This window comes from uncultured Cytophaga sp., assembly GCF_937863595.1.
Lineage (GTDB): Bacteria > Bacteroidota > Bacteroidia > Cytophagales > Cytophagaceae > Cytophaga.
In genome coordinates, this window is record NZ_CALMGQ010000065.1 from 1 (window position 1) to 18,569 (window position 18,569).

General features: G+C 32.7%; 16 protein-coding genes. 2 read left to right on the forward strand and 14 right to left on the reverse strand.

Features of this window, described 5'->3' with window-relative positions; genetic code table 11:
• Positions 1–882 (forward strand): molybdopterin molybdotransferase MoeA (locus Q0543_RS05690; RefSeq protein WP_299250270.1); only part of this gene is annotated, 882 nt, incomplete at its 5' end.
• Between the two features lie 298 nt (positions 883–1,180).
• Here Q0543_RS05690 and Q0543_RS05695 read toward each other — a convergent pair.
• The 11 genes from Q0543_RS05695 to Q0543_RS05745 form a co-directional block, all read right to left on the reverse strand.
• Positions 1,181–1,864 (reverse strand): hypothetical protein, encoded by a 684-nt coding sequence (locus Q0543_RS05695; protein ID WP_299250271.1) that lies wholly within the window; start codon positions 1,862–1,864, stop codon positions 1,181–1,183.
• Between the two features lie 184 nt (positions 1,865–2,048).
• Positions 2,049–3,035, reverse strand: a complete 987-nt coding sequence (locus Q0543_RS05700; protein ID WP_299250272.1) for a hypothetical protein — start codon at positions 3,033–3,035, stop codon at positions 2,049–2,051.
• A 727-nt stretch (positions 3,036–3,762) separates the two neighbouring features.
• Positions 3,763–4,461, reverse strand: a complete 699-nt coding sequence (locus Q0543_RS05705) for a TIGR02117 family protein (protein ID WP_299250274.1) — start codon at positions 4,459–4,461, stop codon at positions 3,763–3,765.
• Entirely contained in the window at positions 4,458–5,081 is a 624-nt protein-coding gene (locus Q0543_RS05710) for a molybdenum cofactor guanylyltransferase (protein ID WP_299250276.1), read from the reverse strand. Before Q0543_RS05710 ends, Q0543_RS05705 begins: the two co-directional genes overlap by 4 nt.
• A gap of 44 nt (positions 5,082–5,125) precedes the next feature.
• The gene (locus Q0543_RS05715) at positions 5,126–5,866 is read right to left on the reverse strand and encodes a sulfite exporter TauE/SafE family protein (protein ID WP_299250277.1); all 741 of its coding nucleotides are present in this window, start codon (positions 5,864–5,866) and stop codon (positions 5,126–5,128) included.
• Between the two features lie 101 nt (positions 5,867–5,967).
• Entirely contained in the window at positions 5,968–6,432 is a 465-nt protein-coding gene (locus Q0543_RS05720; RefSeq protein ID WP_299250278.1) for a molybdenum cofactor biosynthesis protein MoaE, read from the reverse strand.
• Positions 6,392–6,628: a MoaD/ThiS family protein gene (locus Q0543_RS05725; protein ID WP_299250280.1), complete on the reverse strand. Its 237-nt coding sequence runs from the start codon at positions 6,626–6,628 to the stop codon at positions 6,392–6,394. Before Q0543_RS05725 ends, Q0543_RS05720 begins: the two co-directional genes overlap by 41 nt.
• Before the next feature lie 6 nt (positions 6,629–6,634).
• Complete coding sequence (locus Q0543_RS05730) at positions 6,635–7,585, reverse strand: GTP 3',8-cyclase MoaA (protein ID WP_299250282.1); 951 nt, start codon at positions 7,583–7,585, stop codon at positions 6,635–6,637.
• Positions 7,578–9,044 carry a rubredoxin gene (locus tag Q0543_RS05735; RefSeq protein WP_299250284.1) on the reverse strand — a complete coding sequence of 489 codons (1,467 nt, stop codon included), beginning with the start codon at positions 9,042–9,044 and terminating at the stop codon, positions 7,578–7,580. The genes Q0543_RS05730 and Q0543_RS05735 overlap by 8 nt, the downstream gene beginning before the upstream one ends.
• Positions 9,037–12,567 (reverse strand): nitrate reductase, encoded by a 3,531-nt coding sequence (locus Q0543_RS05740; RefSeq protein ID WP_299250286.1) that lies wholly within the window; start codon positions 12,565–12,567, stop codon positions 9,037–9,039. The genes Q0543_RS05735 and Q0543_RS05740 overlap by 8 nt, the downstream gene beginning before the upstream one ends.
• A gap of 45 nt (positions 12,568–12,612) precedes the next feature.
• Positions 12,613–13,929 (reverse strand): NarK family nitrate/nitrite MFS transporter, encoded by a 1,317-nt coding sequence (locus Q0543_RS05745; protein ID WP_299250288.1) that lies wholly within the window; start codon positions 13,927–13,929, stop codon positions 12,613–12,615.
• 167 nt (positions 13,930–14,096) lie between these two features.
• On the opposite strand from Q0543_RS05745, the gene Q0543_RS05750 reads away from it, so the two are divergent.
• A complete protein-coding gene (locus Q0543_RS05750) occupies positions 14,097–15,107 on the forward strand; it encodes a DUF3089 domain-containing protein (RefSeq protein WP_299250290.1) in 1,011 nt (336 codons plus the stop codon).
• 64 nt (positions 15,108–15,171) lie between these two features.
• Here Q0543_RS05750 and Q0543_RS05755 read toward each other — a convergent pair whose 3' ends face one another.
• The 3 genes from Q0543_RS05755 to Q0543_RS05765 all read right to left on the reverse strand — a co-directional run bounded on the left by Q0543_RS05755 (position 15,172) and on the right by Q0543_RS05765 (position 18,551).
• Entirely contained in the window at positions 15,172–15,711 is a 540-nt protein-coding gene (locus Q0543_RS05755; protein ID WP_299250292.1) for a DUF1003 domain-containing protein, read from the reverse strand.
• A 377-nt stretch (positions 15,712–16,088) separates the two neighbouring features.
• Positions 16,089–17,618, reverse strand: a complete 1,530-nt coding sequence (locus Q0543_RS05760) for an alginate export family protein (RefSeq protein ID WP_299250294.1) — start codon at positions 17,616–17,618, stop codon at positions 16,089–16,091.
• Between the two features lie 270 nt (positions 17,619–17,888).
• The gene (locus Q0543_RS05765) at positions 17,889–18,551 is read right to left on the reverse strand and encodes a response regulator transcription factor (RefSeq protein WP_299250296.1); all 663 of its coding nucleotides are present in this window, start codon (positions 18,549–18,551) and stop codon (positions 17,889–17,891) included.
• Positions 18,552–18,569: the final 18 nt, after the last annotated feature.

Here is an 18,569-nt window from a genome sequence, read left to right on the forward strand (position 1 = left end):
TTGGTGCGCGTCGAAGATATTATGGCATTAAATGATAGTATCTATTTCAAAAAAGGATGCTCGTTTTCTGTTATGCAAAACATTGCAACTGAAGGCGAAGATGTAAAACAACATGCTGTTGTTTTACAAAAAGGAAAGAGAATAACTACTCAGCATATTGGAACATTAGCTTCATTGGGATATGGATTTGTGCCTTCGTTTGATTTTATGACGGCGACAATCATTCGAACAGGAAATGAAATTATTGAACCAATTGCGGGAACAATAGCAATTGAACAGATTCGAGATTCAAATTCTTTTACTATTAGATCTTTGTTAAAAGACTATCCAATAAATATAAATGTACGTTCGGCTCAAGATACACTTGAAGCACTGATGGAACAAATTGAAGCGAGTAAAAAGTCGAACATCATTATACTAACAGGTGGAGTTTCAGCCGGAGATGCAGACTTCGTTCCTCAAGCACTGATTTCATCTGGCTTTACGTGTCATTTCCATAAAGTAAAAATCAAACCGGGCAAACCCATTTGGTTTGGTTCACATCCTAACGGTTGTGTTGCATTCGGACTGCCTGGCAATCCTTTTTCCGTTCAAATTGGAGTTAAAGTATTTGTTGAACCATTTATCCGCGCGTGCTTTTCAAATTTGGATAATACCTTTATTAACAAGGTACTTACACATGACCGCTTAAAGAAGATCGACTTTGATGAATTCATTGTTGCCAATGAATCTGCAACAGGTATTGAAGTAAAAAAACACAATGGTTCTGGAGATATTTCTGCTACACTTTTCAGTACAGGTATGCTTCATCACAAAGCAAGCATTGAGAAATTAGAGTCTGGAATGATCGTAAATTATTATCCGTGGGTTAAACAAGATTAGATAATTAGTGGTCAGTGAGATGAAAAATGGTCAGTGATAAGAGTATTTTGTCTGAATTGGAACCTGACGGATTCGAGGATAAAAGGACTGAAAAATATCAATAATTATTTATTGTAGAGGCGAACTTAAAAATATATAACATTTAGAATAAAAAATCTACTGAGAGGTATATAGGAAATATTGATTCATGATTCAATTGCCAATAGCACAAAATTATAGTTGATTGAATTTTATTTTATAAATCAATAAGTAAAGTACAAAGATCTAAATGTTTTTTTACTGACCACTGACCACTACATTACTGATCACTAATTCTTTTCTCTATATCAATTAATTTATTTTTATCACTTGCGATTAACACCGGACAAGTTTTTGCACGTTGAAAAGCTACAAGAGCCTTTTCTGGTTTATCCCAATAGGTATACAGCAAACCCAATTCATACCAATGCCGCATTAATTGAGCATTAATTGCAATGGCTTTATTAAAGCATTGTTCAGATTCAACATATCCTCCATCTGGAATCTTCCCAATAAAAGTCATTGCCAACTGTTTCTCTATCCAACTAATATTTCCAATTTCTCTATATAAGGATCCAAGAATTGAGTAGGCAATATCATCCTTAGAATTCAGTTGTATCGCTTTTAACAAATCATTTTTAATACTTGTACAAAGTTTCACTCGTGAAGTACTTCCTTCGTACATTGCAATATTGCCAAATGCAGCTGCACGCCAAGTATAACCATTACTATTCGTAGGATCCATTGAAATACATTTTTCTGCAGCCTGCTCACCTGCTCTATAATATTGCTCCTTTTCACTGGAAGTTGTAACATCGCCATAGCAAATATTAGCCTTTGCTATTTTCCATTGCGCTTCAGAACTAGTAGAGTCTAATTTATACCAAGCAATCGCATCTCGATAACGCATAAGTAAAAAATACTTATCACCATTAGAGATTGCATCGGTTGTCTTATTAAGCATTAAAGAACTAAATACAATCAAGCAAAAAATAAGAAATACGTATTTTAATTTAACCATCATTATTATACAACTATTTAAATAATAAATAATATTTTTCGTTTTAATTGTCAATCATCCCTTACGTATACACTTGCCATAAAACAGCTTAATCATGGTTCAGCAATTTCAACTTAACCAATAAAAATCATTTACTATATACATTAGTAGGCCCATCACTAAAAACTGGTTTTTTATTTTTAGTAAAATCGTACTTTTTATCAATAATGTAATAATCATATCCAGACAACGTATCTACATCTATATTTACCTGTGGGAAATTATATTTAGCTTTGGACATAGTATACCCATTTATTATATTTTCAAATATAAAGTTGACTTCAAATAAGTTAGAAGAAAAATAATAACTACCATCACCTATAATTTTAGTATTAATTTCATGATACGGAATATTGAACGTTTCGTATTTTTTAATATTTGAAAAAAAATTAAAAAATAAAGCAAACTGAACACACAGAACAATACTTATTAATACACTTTTTGAAACATCCTTAACAATTCTCCAATAAGGAATAAAAGATAAAAAGACAAGCACAATTACGTAATAGTTAAAAGTTCTAGGAAAGGGTATTATAGAGTGTGCAATAAGTAATAAAAAAGGAAAACATATAAAAATAACAATTGCTTTAAATTCAAATTTCATTTTAAACTTTAGCATCATTGCAGCGGATGCAATTAACAATAAACATATAAATATATAGTTAAAGCCAACAATTTCAATAATCGTATTCTTGAAAAATTCAAATAAATAACTTACTACATCAAATCTATTAATGGGCAATACAAATTGATTACTCGTTATAGCTCCCAACCCATTCACTATAATAATGGGTAAATATAAAATAACAACTAAAAATATTGCAAAGAAATTAAACATAAATTGATTTTTTAATTGCCATTTATTATTCCATAAAACAAACGCATTTAACATAATAAAAGCATATAAAAAAGAAGGTATAGTAAAAAAACCGAACACATTACTTATAGAAAACAACAACCAATACTTTTTTTTATCATTGTTAAAAATGATGCAATACGAGGCATATAATGATAGCACAAAAAAGAATAATACCAATCCATATCCACGAGACATATAACTATAATAAATTGACATGAATAGCATAGATGCAATACCTGTAATAATCAAAGAGATATTTTCGGAATAGTACTTTTTGATAAATGAAAAACATAGTAACCATGTTAAAAAAGAAACAATTATACTCGAAATCCTCAGACATAACAATACAGATAAAAAAGGAATGTAACGAGTTATATTAGTAATCATGGAATGTAATACATGATTATTAGGAGCTGGATAAAAACTTAAAGATACAAGTATGGATTTGGATGTAAATTGCAAATATGTAAACGCTTCGTCATAGGAAACAGGCATTATGATTGCGAAGAAAAAAGAACTAAAGACAGGTAAGATTAAAAGCCATTTAATTCCAGTAACTCTTAGTTCAATAATTAACACCTGTATATTTCGCTTAATAAATATGGAAACGGATTGAAAAAATGTAACAATCTGATCCAACATTAATAATAAGAGCAGAAACCCGACAACAGTTACAAGGTTAATTATTTGAAAAATTAAAAATTTTCTAGCTGTAATTAAAGCGAATATTTTGTCAATTTTAGAACTATCTATACTAAATAAAAGGATTGTTTTTTCATATCCAAAGTACATTGTCACAAAAAAAACCAGTATCAACAAACAAATTATAGTGACAAATATAAATTTCAATACATTCTTCATATACTAATTCAAATTAAATTGAGCGAAGCACTTTTTGCTATATAAACTCAATTTGAGTATTGATTTTATAACTAAACAGAAATTACTTATAATGATAGAAAAAGCCTTTATCAAGTACCGTCCACAAACAAGCCTTCATATTACCAGATTTCAAGCAATTATTTGTCCATGTGTTGCAGGTATAAAATAAATTGTAACGCCCTTTAGCTTCATAAAAAACATCATCATTTGCATACGAAACGTTTGGAATGTGTATTACATTATTTTGATCATCGTATTGAAAACTTGATTCAACAAAAGAAACAATATGTGCATAATCTGCTTTTGATATATATGCTTTTTTACAAAGAGCTCCTTCAGTAAGCGAATTCAAAAAAGTAATATGCATTGCAGAACTACTTAAATAAAACAGTGCGTTAAATGCCGTTTTAAAAGTCAAATCTCCCCATGTTGGTGTATCTAAATAAAAACCTTTATCTCCCCAACCGACAGAAACGTAATTAAAATTACTTTTCCCTGCTTTTGTAAGTTTTGAATCTAATTGTACAGACCAATCTTTTAGATCATTTTTAATTGGCAGAACGATATCTGTATGTACTCCATTTGAACGTAAGTACACTTCTACACAATCTTCTGTACAAGGTTTTATATTAGAATTCACAGGAACATAGGCTGTAGCTAGTACAAGGAAGACGTAGAAAATCAAACCCAACAAAACGAACAAGATATACTTAGCACTTTTTTTAAGTATATCAATAAAATTAAAACTATTTTTTTTCATAACAATCGAGTTATATCTTCTTGTGTATTCACATTATCAAAATAAAATTCTTCTTCTTTCAGAATTGGAATAAAAAAACTATTACTAATTTCAATGGAATGCTTCAAACTATGTTTCGTTAATTCCCCAGAGGCAAATAACCAATAAATCTTACGTAGCGCTTCAGATGTATAAATTCCAGGCATTGGTTCTATTGAATCGTCTTCGTGTTGATACACAATAATATCATGGCCGATGTGCATGAGTTCATACGCACCAATCAATTCTGATAGTATTTTGCTATTTAATTGAATCATATCACAAGGCAATAACAATACATCTGAATTGGGATATTTTAAATAAAACGAAAGTAAACCAGCTAGAGGCCCTTTTATATCAACCGCATCTACAATAAGTGAATCTGGAGTTAAAAATGAAGAATATACATCTACTTGACTTAGTTGTATTGAATGCAATACAACCAAATTTAAAGATGAACATAAATTGCTTGCCCGTTGTATCCATCGTTCTCCATTCAACTCAAGACATCCTTTATCACTGCCCATTCGAATGCTTTTACCTCCGGCTAAAACTAAAGCCATTAACTTATCTGGATCTTCTTCTGGTACTCCACAATACATAATCAATAAATTTATTGAAATGAATTAATATCGAAAATTGAACATTAAACGAACAAGAATTTTAAACCAGCTGAACACAAAACAATAAATAAAATCCCCATAAGAATTTTATTCTTATATAAAGATGACCCTAGGTACGCACCCGTATAACCACCAATTATTACAGCTAGTAGCCAATATTGCACAGAGTGTACATGGAACGCATTCGTATACACATGACCAACTAAACCAATTATTGAATTACATAAAATAAATAAGGCGGCAACACCAGATGTTTTTTTTAAAGAGGTCCACCCCATTATGATAATTAATGGAGAAAGGAAAATACCTCCACCCACACCTATTAATCCTGAAAACAAGCCAATAATTGCACCGATTATTAAGGCTACATATATATTTACTTCTGAGGTCTCATCTTGATTAATACGCTTACTTTTAATAATCAAGCCCCCTGCTGAAAGAAGTAGAAAAATACCTGCTAATAATTTGAAAATATGTGGATCTAAGTTAATAGCTCCTCCAATGAAGGCTGCAGGTATTGATGTTACCGCAAAAGAAAAGAAAACTTTTTTATCAAAATACCCAGCTGAAATAAACTTATACGATGCGATAGCTGCTACAACTATATTTAATAATAAAGAGGTAGATTTTATTTCTAATAAAGGAAAAGACAATAAAGACATTACAGCCAAGTAACCAGAAGCACCTGCATGACCGACAGAAGAATAAACAAATGCAACAAACAAAAACAGGGTAAAAGTACCTATAAACACAAAGTCTTCCATACAGGTTTAATTATTTAATATTGACATATATGCTAACTGCACTTTGGGTTTATAAAGCGAACCCAAACAAGGCAAAATTAGATAAAGAGTATCCATTCAATTTACGAAGTTGAACACGAGCAGTTATGCCCCCACTCATTTGATCCATCAGCAAAATATTCTCTTTTCCAAATGGGGGCTTCGTGTTTCACTCTATTGATAATATAATGATTGGCTTCATATGCTTCTTTACGATGGCGAGATGCAGTTATAACAACAACTGCTGCCTCACTCACACCAACCTTACCAGACCTATGTATACACAAAGCCATTTTAAGATTCCATTTCGTTGATGCTTCTACTAAAATCTCATGGATCATTTTTTCAGCCAAGCTCTCATGTACTTCATAATCTAAATACAATACCTCTTTCCCAGAATCTGTGCGAACCTCACCACTAAACAATACAATTGCCCCCGCTTCTGGATGATGAAATTCTTTCAATAAATCTGCTGTTGAAATATCTACCGAAGAAATATGTATATCATTAACCACCGCTTGAGGGTGGGATAACAAATATGTTTTCATAATTTTTTATTTCTTGATCAAATGAAAGTATTTCATGCTCCGTTGAAAATCGACACGAATCAATGAGTTTTTCAGCATTTGGAAATTTCAATTTTAAAATTTCTTTCATTTCATTAATGTTTGTAACGGACGAGTCAACCAATTCAAATTCAGAAGGCATAAAATCTTTAAGAGCAGCAAACACATGAATCTTCATATATAATTATCCTCCTATGTGTTTCATTGAAATTTCACTACCGGTAAATCGTTGTTGTTTCTGATGAAGCGCCCGATTTAATGAATCAACTAATCCATCCCCTTCAACATTATTAATTGCAATACCTTCCGTAGCACTTATGCAACCATAGATATTTCCAAAACTATCTAACCGCAATCTATTGCAATCCGAACAGAATGGTTCTGATTCATTAGCAATAATCCCAAATACAACACCTTTACTGGTTTGCCAGTACGTTGCTGTATTCGAAGTAGCTCTATCCATTTTAGCAATACTTGTAACCGACGCAATTTTATCTACAATTTCTTGCATACTAAAAAAATGATCGGTTTCATTGTAGTGCAAATATCCCATCTTCATTAACTCTAAAAAACGAATAGCAATATTTCTACTTGATGCATATTCTAATAAAGGGATTATTTGATGATCATTTATTCCTTTTAATACTACCGTATTAATTTTAACCTCTACTCCCTTATTAACCGCCGCATCAACTCCATCCAATACCAAACGAATATTTGAAACATTGGTAATATTCTTAAACACGGTTGGATCTAAGGCATCCAATGAGATATTAATTGATCTTAAACCAGCAGTTACTAAATCATCAATTTTAGACAACAAACGTAACCCATTCGTTGTTAGTTTAATATCAGTAATACCAAGTTCTACAATCCCTTTAATCAGCAAATTAATTTCTGAAAACAATAATGGTTCACCACCTGTCAATCGAATAGTTTTCAAGCCAACCTTGGCATGTATTTTCCCAATTATAGAAAGATATTCTGTTGTAGTTAGCTTATTTTTATTCGTAGTTTCATGAATAGAACCAGGAGCGACACAATATACGCAGGACATATTGCACAACGAAGTCAAACTTACGCGAAGTGTTTTAAATTCTCTACCAAATAGATCCTGTATTAAATCCTTATGCATTTTCTTTTTCGAAACCTAAAAACAAGATAAAACCTTTTTTTGGATTTGAACAGATAGAACAACAATAATTTTCAGGTAATTCGTCATAGGAAGTTCCAGAAATAACCCCTTCTTCGGGATCTCCAAAATCGGGGTCATATAATGTCAAACAAGTTGAACATTGATAGACATGTTGCAATAATATCTTTTGTTTCAAAATTGCAGGTACAATTTTCTCTTTAGTAGTTGTAGCAATGGGTTTGTTTTTTTTCTTCGTAAAATATTCCAGTGTTAGATAACTTATAAATTCGGGCAAACTTTTCTTCTGGATATAATCCATAAATGATTTATCTATAGGATTGTTTGGATTAAAATCTTCTTTGTAGCGAATATGATATACAGAAAAATAATGCTTCCCAAATAATGTAAATAAAGATTCCTCTTCAATTTTTATCGAATAAAAATTATCATTTGCTTCGTTATTAACACCTATAATTAAGCCTTCTATTCTTTTATCGTTAATTCTAAAATAATCATTCACATATGATTTTATTTCAGAGCTTTTGTGGTTTAATTCATTCATATTCCAATTCAGCTCATGTGCCGCATGACCTGTATTTACATCAAGCAAACCTAATAAATTTTCCCAATTCGGAATACGAGCAGACGCAATATTTTTAAATAATAAACTATCCCACGTGCTGATATAAATTGTCCCCAAATTTGAGTCTAATGCCTCAACACATATTGCATCAATCAAGGAAATAGAAAATTTATTTTTTTTGTTAAAAATACCCAACCAATGCGTATTTCCATTAGAATGAAATCCTTCAACTGGGAAAAAGTGATAATCAGGAATAACTGGATACTGATCTACTTTTTTAAAATTCCATGAATCAAGTTGATATAACTCGTCCATTAATTCAGCCAATGAACTAGTTACTTTTGACTGCAAACAGGTTTGGATATATAAACTAAAGCTTGAAATCTTATCCGATTGAATTAAGATTGGCATCCAGCCCTGTTCACCTTGCTGAGGCAAAGAAAAATAGATATTCCAATAATTTTCCACAGCCGAAGCAACAAAATTTAAAACTCCAGTAAACATGGGAATAGCATATTGCTCGGGATCTACAATATTAATTGCAATTTCTGGCTGAAAATCAAAGCCTCCTAATATATCCCGATACTCACCTTCCGTTAACCAAACCTTTGTTTTCAATATGTCTTTAGCCAACGCAGAACAAATTATATTATGCGTTTCATGAGTACCTATAGAATACTTTAAAGCGATCAATTCCATTCTCACTTTAAATTTTTCAATCACATCTTCTTGAATTGAAAAACGAATTTGTTGACGATTTCCCAATTGCAAATATCCAGCACCAAATTGTTGCGCCAACATTGCAATTTTTCTTAATTCCCCCGGGGAAACAATACCACCATTGGTATACACTTCAACTGAAATAACGTTAGACATAAGATGCATCCGTTTTAGACGTTTCAATTTCAACTTTAATTCGATCTAAGATTGCTTTCACTTCAGGTTTACAACTTCCACATCCTGTACCTGCACCTGTAGTATTACAAATAGATCCTAAATCGTTACAACCATTTTTAATTGCATTTTCAATATTCCCACTCCCAACCGTATTGCAAGAACAAACAAGTGTTCCCAACAGTGACTCTTTAGAAATACTTCCAGACATTAATAAAGTTTCTCTTTTATCACCTAGTTCAACACCAGATTTAATCCAGTCTCTAAATTCATTAAATTCTGATTTATCACCCATCAATATTGCACCCACCAAACGGTCTTGATGCACAATGCATTTTTTATAATATTTACGTGTTTTATCTAAGAAAATAATCTCTTCGTATTCAGGATCATTCAACGGTGTTTCCACCATACCAATAGAGCACAATTCAACACCATGTACTTTTAAAATATTCATGCTTAATGTACGCTCATAATTAGAAGTAGTACTACCGTTTAAATATTCTGCTAAAACATTTGCCTGTTCTTCAGCGCCTGCAGTAATACCGAATAACGCTCCGTTACGCTCCGCAATTTCACCCATAGCATAAATGCATTCATCAGATGTTTGAAGATGTTCATCTACAACAACACCACGATTTACATAAAGACCCGCTTGCTTTAAAAAATCGACATTGGGTTGTGTACCAATAGCAAATAAGATAGCCTTACAGTCAATTTTTCTACTACTTTTTAGTCGAACACTTTCAACCGTATATTCACCATTTACATACAATACTTCATCATCAAAGTATAAATCCATACCACGCTCGCGAAGTTCTTTTGCTAACAAATTTGCAGCCACCTTATCTAACTGCCGATCCATAAGTCGAGACGAACGTTGAATAACAGAAACCTTCATACCAACTTCCACCAAGGCGTCGGCCATTTCTAAGCCCAACAAACCTCCTCCTACAACTACAACAGAATCCCCTGGAGAAATATGATGCATTAAACCATCCGCATCTTCTCTTCTACGCATGGTAAATACACCATTAATAGGAGGAATATTTTTCATCGTAGTTGCTCTACTACCCGTTGCAACAATCAACCGATCGTAATGATGTACTTCACCTAATTCATCTACAATTGAATTCGCGTCAGGAATTACGTTAATTATTTTCCTAGGTATAAGCGTCACTCCTAATTCCAACCATTCTGCTTTGCGTAGCTTTTCTAAGTGTTCCCAAGACTTATGTTTACTAAGATATTCGGGCAACAATACTCGATTATAGAAGTGATAATTTTCAGCACTAAAAACAGTAAGTGTATCTTCAGCACCTAATTCGCGATGGCGCTTTATAAACTGACATGCAGCGGCACCTGCACCAACAATGACAATGTGTTCTCTTGCTTTAACAAACTTTGTTACTTGAACAGCCGTAAATTTATAATCAGGTTCTTTAGAAACTGGATCAACTAAGTTATTCGTAAGATTATTTGCACGCGTTAAATCCGTACTTAACAATCTCCCCCAATGCATGGGCAGAAATACTACTCCTTTTTTAATATCTTCAGTAAGCACAACGGTTACACGAACATCCCCTCTACGACTCTCAATGGTAACAATATCGTCTTGTTTGATATCACGTCTCTTTGCATCAGCAGGATGCATTTCGAGGAACGGTTTTGATATATGTTTATTCAACTTACGTACTTTACCTGTACGCGTCATGGTATGCCATTGATCTCTGATGCGACCAGTAGTAAGTATTAAAGGAAAATCGACATCTAGTTTTTCTGAATGATTCATAGAATCAACTGAAATTATATTTGCCAAACCTGTTGGAGTATAGAATTTATGATCTGTAAATAATCTAGGCGTCCCTGGATGGTCTTTTGTTGGAACGGGCCACTGTACGCTTCTACGTTGAATCAAATCGGCATAGGTTAAACCACTGATATCAATATTTGTATTTTTTGTAATACGCGTATATTCTTCAAAAATTTCAGCATTCGATTTATAATTAAAGGAATCTTTCCAACCCATTTTATGTGCAAAGCGACACAGAATATCCACGTCTGGCAATGCTTCTCCGGGTGGTTCAATTACTTTAGAGAGGTAACTCATGCGACGATCTGAATTTGTCATCACACCTTCTTTCTCCATATACCCAGCAGCTGGCAAAACTAAATCAGCATATTTTAAGGTATCTGATTTATTAGAAATATCTTGTACAACAACAAAACGTGCATTGCGTAAGGCTGCTTCTGCATTACGTGCATCTGGCAAGCTAACTAATGGATTGGTACAGATAATCCATACGGCTTTCATTTTTCCTGAAAGCAATTGATCAAACATTTCTGTAGCAGTCAATCCAGCTTTTTCATTAATCTTAGGAACGCCCCAAAAATAAGCTATCTCTTGCCTATGTTGCGGATTCGCTAAGTTTTTATGTGCAGGCAACATATTAGATAAACCACCAACTTCCCTCCCACCCATTGCATTTGGTTGACCCGTTAATGACAATGGACCAGCACCAGGTTTACCAATCTGTCCGGTAATGAGTGATAAATTCAATAAGGAAACGTTTTTATTTACACCAATAACGCTTTGGTTTAATCCCATAGCCCACATGGATATAAAGGCATTTGAATTACCAATATAATCAGCTGCCTCAATAATTAACTCAATATCAACAATACAAATATCTGCCGCCTCTTGAAGACTTAATACACTTACCTTTTCTTTAAATTCTTCAAAGCCGCTTGTATGATTTTTTATAAAATTAAAATCAATTTTACCTGTTTCAATTAATCTTCGTGCAATCGCATGATACAATACAATATCAGTACCTGGCTGTATTTGTAAATGTATGTCAGCTATCGAACACGACTGCGTTTTACGTGGATCAACAACAATAATTTTAATATCTGGATTAGCTACTTTATGATTTTCTAGTCTTCTAAATAAAATAGGATGACACCAGGCAGGATTAGCACCCGTAATAAAAAAACAATCTGCTAACTCTATATCGTCATAACTTAGGGGAACAGAATCTTCGCCCAAAGCAAGTTTGTAACCTACTACTGCAGAGCTCATGCACAACCTAGAATTTGTATCTATGTTATTGGTTCCAATAAAACCTTTGGTAATTTTATTCGCAATATAATATTCTTCCGTTAAGCATTGCCCAGATACATAATACCCAACCGAGTCGGGTCCATACTTTTCAATCAAAGATTTGAATACTGCAGCTGCTCTATCCAAAGCTGCATCCCATGTTACACGCTGCAAAGGCATGTTTCTATTACCCCGCATTTCTGGATATAACAAACGATCGGATTGATCCATTGCTGCATAATGCAAATTCATTCCTTTTGAACACAACATGCCTTTATTAGCGGGATGCGATTCATCTCCTTCGATTTGAAGAGATCCATTTAATGATTTATGTACTTTAACCCCGCAACCTACGCCGCAATAAGAACATGTTGATGTATATATTTTATCTGAAGAAGCCATGATTGTATTCGTTTAAAAGGGTGTAATCGAATAAAATACATTTTACTAAGCAAAACTTTCTGATACAGGAATTCCGCTTTCTACAGGTTTACTTGAAGAAACAAATCGAATTGTAAAAGCTAATACAGCAATACCCAAAATACAATAACCAATTACTGTAAATGCCTCATTGTATGTTAAATTTTCGCTTTTGAATAAAAAACCCATCAATACAGCGCCTATATTACCACCAGCACCAACAATACCTGCAACACTACCTACAGCATTTTTATTTACAAACGGCACAACAGCATACGTTGCACCATTTGACATTTTAACAAACAAAGCAAAACCAATCATAGAAATTACAGAAAATACCAATACTTCCATATTTGCAAATATCAATACGCCAACACCTTCTAATAATATACAACTTCCCAGTACAAGCACACGTCCGTTCAAACCTTTTGAAATACTTATTTTATCACTTAATATACCACCTAATGCACGTGCAAATAAATTCATCATTCCAAAAGAGGCTGCTATTAGGCCAGCTTCTTCTAATGATAATTCAAACTTATCTTTAAAATATAAAGCTGCTATATTATCAATGGTAATTTCAATACCAAAACAAGCCCCGTAACAAAAGGCTAAAACCCATACGCGATAATCTTTCAGAACAGTTGAAAAAGAAACTTGAGACTGTTTTTTCTTTAATGTAAATGTTGGATCCTTCTTTTTTAAATCCGAAATATTCCCTTCAGGTGTGTCTTTCGTGTATAAGAAATATAATATCCCCATTATTAATAATGCTACACCAGGTACAACCATTGCCAATCTCCAAGATTCGCCATTGGTGAAACCTAAGGCTACAAAACCAGCAAAAATTATTGGCATTACAAATTGTGTAACGCCACCACCTAAATTCCCCCATCCTGCTGTAACAGCATTTGCAGTACCAATAACATTTGGTGCAAACATTGCAGAGGTATGAAATTGCGTAATCACAAACGACGCACCTATTACTCCTATCACCAAACGGAATAACAAGAATGAGGTATAATCGTGACTTAATCCAATCAACATCACGGGGAATGCCCCTAGGATGAGCAAGGCAGAATACATAATACGTGGACCAATTCGATCACATAAATACCCAATTAATAAACGTGCAAAGATGGTTATCGAAACAGAAGCAATCATAATATTGCCAATTTCCCCTTTTGTTAAATGAAGTTCGTCCCGAACAATTACCATTAACGGTGCAATACCGAACCATCCAAAAAAACACAGAAAAAAAGCCATCCATGTTAAATGAAACGCTTTCATATTGGGTGTTTTGAAAGTAAACAAGTTAATTTTTGTAGCTTTATTAGTTATCATAATCGTATGAGTAAAAGAGTTAATAATTACTTACGTACAAATATAATAAACATTAGTAATAACTAAGTATAAATACCTAGATATTTACGTAATAAATAAATAAAATATTAAAAAAGGAAACCTCCCTTTAGTTGAACAAATCCACATATCAATTTGTATGAAAGATTATGAATTATCCATTTAGACAAATATTAACACTAAGTATAGTAATTATAAGTTGCTTACAAAGTTGCCTCCCAAGTAGGAAATTTGAAAATGCAAAACATCCTCAAGCTCCAGATTATTCGAAAGAAGAAACTTGGGTAGCACTACCTTGGAGATTTGATGCTGCTGATTGTATTCCTCAAAATTGCAGTATCCCAGACCAGCAAGATAGCGCCCAAGTGGATGTGTTTTATGTTTACCCAACAGCGTATGTAATCGGAATAAATTGGAATGCAAAATACGATAGTAAAAATTTAATGACACGAATTTGCAATCTTACAGAATCTCAAGCCAGTGCTTTCAATGCCTGTGGAAAGGTTTACACTCCCTTTTACAGACAAGCTATTTTAAAATCATTTTTAAATAAAAAAAGTGGCCCCAAAGCATTAGATCTTGCTTATGAAGACATTAAAGCATCCTTCCAATATTACATGAAATATTGGAATAAAGGCAGACCGTTTATAATTGCAGGGCACAGCCAAGGATCAAACTTATTGACCCGATTAATTAAAGAAGAAATTGACAATACTGAGTTACAAAAGCAATTAGTTGCAGCTTATTTAATTGGAATGCCTATCCCTGAATCAACGTTTCAAAAATTACCCATTGCAACCGAAGCACGCCAAACGAATTGTTACATTTCTTGGAATACGTTTAAATATGGGACCGTATTAAAAGAAAAAAAGTTTTTCGGCAAAGGAAAAAGTGTTAATCCCTTATCATGGAAAACCGATACTACATATATGCCTGCAAGTGCCAACTTGGGCGGCGCTCCCACTCGTTTAGACCATATTGATCTAAACATTTGTGATGCACAAGTAAACAGAGGAATTTTATGGGTGCACAAAGTAAAGAAAAACGGGTATATGAGATTGGGTGATAGTTACCACCTGTGTGACTTTAGTTTTTTTTACATGAACATTAGAACGAATGCTATTGAACGAACCAATGCATATTTATTAAATAACAAATAGTTTGAAGCATGTAAATCATTGAGTGAAATAGAATATTTTACTCAATGATTTACATACAATAAAATTATTTAATTTCTAATTTGGTATCAATATTTTTCAGAATAATTAATTGTTCTGCTTGCATTTCAAATAATATTTGAATTTGCTCTTCAAGTAATAAATCCACTTTTTGATGCAAACTCCTAACTTCTAATTCTGCTTTAAGATTTATTAAATGATCGTTTTCAGTCCTTTTTCTATCCTTTTCTTCTTTTCTATTTTGACTCATCATAATTATTGGAGCCTGAAATGCTGCGACAGTAGAAAGTACTAGATTCATTAAGATGAACGGGTATGGATCAAAATCTTCTTTATTGGGAGCTAGGCTATTAAATAGAATCCAACAGGTAAGAATAATGGAAAATGAAATAATAAATTTCCAACTTCCACCAAAGCTAGCTACTCGATCCGAAATTCGTTGACCTAAATTTAATACTTCTTTGGGTTGGTGTAGTAAACTTTCAACAATCAACTTTTCTTCGTCGATGGCTTGCTGAACAATTTGCTTCAGTTTAGATAATTTTTCGGCTTCTGATTTGAGCAGATCGTCAATATTTTTACTCATTATAAATGATACGTTTACTGTTGAATTGTAATTAGTTATTCCTTTATGTCCTTAAAGTGATCACATCTTATATAAAGATGAATAAAGATTCTGACGAGATTTTGATTTTTACTTTAGTTGATGTGGATTCAGTTTGTACATATAGCCTAACAAAAATAGGAGGTTACACATGTGCACCTCCTATTTTTGTTATACTATATGATTCTTCGGAAATAAAAAAAAAGAATGTGCGTTTGTATGCTTACTTGACTAAATAAAATCAATTAAGTTACACTCTATTTTATAAATAACCCCAAATAAACTTGATATCACATCCACGTTTTATTTTAAAGACACCACAAACGTTACTAAAATAACACTTTAAATACCCACCTATATTAAAATTGTGAAGCAGCTTCAAGAGCAGTTATTTTTTTATTTAATTCATCCATATTTTTTTTCATTTCTTTTATTCTCAAATTTGTAAAATTTGTAAAATCTGGCCGTATATTAATCATAAAATATGCCCACTGACCATTCAAATATTTATCTTTTGTAGCAGTATTTACAGGTAATTTCAATGCCGATAAAGTTTCCGTTCCGAACATAGCAGAGTAACCACATTCAAAACCAATAGCCTTCGTTAAATTATAATTTAAAACAAAATCAATTTCTGTTCCTAAACGAGAATTCATTTTATCCGACAAATCTTGGGTAGAAACGTTCGCAACCTTATTACCTGCAAAAAATTCATGGATATCTACTTTTACAAACAAATTGTCGCGTAGTTTATATTTCGTCTTCCAACTAATATTTATCAAACCTGGAGAACGTTTATTTGCTGATCCGTTTGCTCCTTGTAGACCATAGGGGTCAGCAACGTAGAAATAATCCATACCACCCCAGAATTTATGTGGCGTACCATATAGTGGGTCAAAACTTCTATTTACATTAGAAGTTGAATCTAGTGTATTGTTCCCAGATAAATAATCAACTCCAGGGCCTGTAGTTAACTTTTTACCCAGAGCAAATTGCGTAGACAAACTCAACATATAACCATCCATTGTCTTGCCAGATTTATCTTGATTGCCTTGGTAAAACGCTTGTGCATCAATTTTATGTTTACCCATAATTGTTCCAAATACACTTAATCCAACCGTTGTTCGATTGTTAGTACCTTTTTCAAATACTCCTGTAGTACCATTTCTTTTTTGAAAATTTTCATTGAAATACAATCCTGTAATTTTAGTCAACCCAAACTCCTTACTTACATATATATATTGCATTGCCTTATACATAATTCCTATTCCATTTGTACCTGCACCACTACTAATAGGGGTACCATCAGGCCCTAACTGTGTTGGTGGTACACCACTATAAATTGTGCCTGAATTTTTATACTCTTTAGATTGATTGAAAGCAAAACCAGCATCAACATTCAATGTTTTTTTAAGGAATTTCAATACAATTGCATCATGACTTCGTGCCTGTTGTGACCAATCTAAACTGCCAAGTAATTTTTCATCATCATACACCAATTCTTGTCGACCAATTTTAAATCCAAAAAAATCAACATTTTTAAAAAAACTAGAGTCATTCAATTTTACTTCGGCCCAAGCTTCGTGCATGAATAAACTATTCCCATCTAAATTTGAAGTTGTAGAGGCATTTTGCCCCCACGTACGAACATCTTGAATGGATGTAAAGAATTTAAATCTATCTGCAGTCAACCCTACATTCAAACGCAATCTGCTATTGGTAAATAGCGTTGGTTCATATCCTGCTGCTGGCAACGTTCCTTGACCAGCCCTAAATTCTGTACGTGTACGATATTGCCCAGTTAAGGTAAACTGGGCAAACAAAGTCGAACTTGCTAAAAATGCAACCAGCGCAAATATAATGCGACTAAAAGATATAATTCTTTTCATAATAATGTGTTTTTATCAGTTACTTTGGATTGATTTTCAATCTCAAGCCAATAGTAGTAAAAATAAGTATAATTACTAAGTATTTATACTTATTTTTATACGTAAATATAAAAAATAATTATGTATCCTATCAACAAAAACAATCAATAAAAAAGGTGTTTTAAATCATCATAGGTAAAAAAAATGAAATTAAATACATTTTAAGTGAATTTGAATCAAAAAAAAGAGCTACGTAATAATACATAGCTCTTTTTTTTGATTCAAATTCACTTAAATAATATTATCTTCTAAAGCTATTCGAACCAACTCAACAGCATTTTTAACTTTCAACTTTTTCATAATATTGGCACGATGGGTTTCAATCGTTCGAATACTAATACCTAATCCATCAGCAATTTCACGATTATTTTTCCCTATAGTTATCATCTTCAAAATACCTTTCTCTCTTTTTGTTAAATCATATTCATCATTGGATGAAATACTTGATTGAGATTCTGTCTGCTTAACTTTATTCAAATATCCAGCTACTAATACACTAGATATTGCAGTATTGAAATATTTTTCTCCATTAAAAATAGCATTGATTGCTTTAACAAATTCCGACTTGTCTACATCTTTTAATAAATATCCGTAGGCGCCAGCTTCAACCGATTTTAAAATATAGGTTTCATTGTCGTGCATGGATAGGATTAATACTTTTGAACCGGGATATTTTTTTGAAATTTCCATCGTGGCATCAATACCGTTCATTTCAGGCATTGTAATATCCATAACAACTACATCCGGATGTAATATTTTAACAGTTTCAATTGCATCAAAACCGTTAATAGCTTCGCCAATAATATTAAAATTTACTTGATCTTTAAGTGTAGCTTTAATCCCATCACGAACAATGGTATGATCGTCCACCAATAAAATATTAATTTTTTCCATGATCTTAAATTGTTATTG

Coding starts and splice junctions, on each gene's coding strand:
- Q0543_RS05695 (WP_299250271.1), bottom strand. CDS start 1,864: ATGCTTAATAAGACAACCGATGCAATCTCTAATGGTGATAAGTATTTT.
- Q0543_RS05700 (WP_299250272.1), bottom strand. CDS start 3,035: ATGTCAATTTATTATAGTTATATGTCTCGTGGATATGGATTGGTATTA.
- Q0543_RS05705 (WP_299250274.1), bottom strand. CDS start 4,461: ATGAAAAAAAATAGTTTTAATTTTATTGATATACTTAAAAAAAGTGCT.
- Q0543_RS05710 (WP_299250276.1), bottom strand. CDS start 5,081: ATGTATTGTGGAGTACCAGAAGAAGATCCAGATAAGTTAATGGCTTTA.
- Q0543_RS05715 (WP_299250277.1), bottom strand. CDS start 5,866: ATGGAAGACTTTGTGTTTATAGGTACTTTTACCCTGTTTTTGTTTGTT.
- Q0543_RS05720 (WP_299250278.1), bottom strand. CDS start 6,432: ATGAAAACATATTTGTTATCCCACCCTCAAGCGGTGGTTAATGATATA.
- Q0543_RS05725 (WP_299250280.1), bottom strand. CDS start 6,628: ATGAAGATTCATGTGTTTGCTGCTCTTAAAGATTTTATGCCTTCTGAA.
- Q0543_RS05730 (WP_299250282.1), bottom strand. CDS start 7,585: ATGCATAAGGATTTAATACAGGATCTATTTGGTAGAGAATTTAAAACA.
- Q0543_RS05735 (WP_299250284.1), bottom strand. CDS start 9,044: ATGTCTAACGTTATTTCAGTTGAAGTGTATACCAATGGTGGTATTGTT.
- Q0543_RS05740 (WP_299250286.1), bottom strand. CDS start 12,567: ATGGCTTCTTCAGATAAAATATATACATCAACATGTTCTTATTGCGGC.
- Q0543_RS05745 (WP_299250288.1), bottom strand. CDS start 13,929: ATGATAACTAATAAAGCTACAAAAATTAACTTGTTTACTTTCAAAACA.
- Q0543_RS05750 (WP_299250290.1), top strand. CDS start 14,097: ATGAATTATCCATTTAGACAAATATTAACACTAAGTATAGTAATTATA.
- Q0543_RS05755 (WP_299250292.1), bottom strand. CDS start 15,711: ATGAGTAAAAATATTGACGATCTGCTCAAATCAGAAGCCGAAAAATTA.
- Q0543_RS05760 (WP_299250294.1), bottom strand. CDS start 17,618: ATGAAAAGAATTATATCTTTTAGTCGCATTATATTTGCGCTGGTTGCA.
- Q0543_RS05765 (WP_299250296.1), bottom strand. CDS start 18,551: ATGGAAAAAATTAATATTTTATTGGTGGACGATCATACCATTGTTCGT.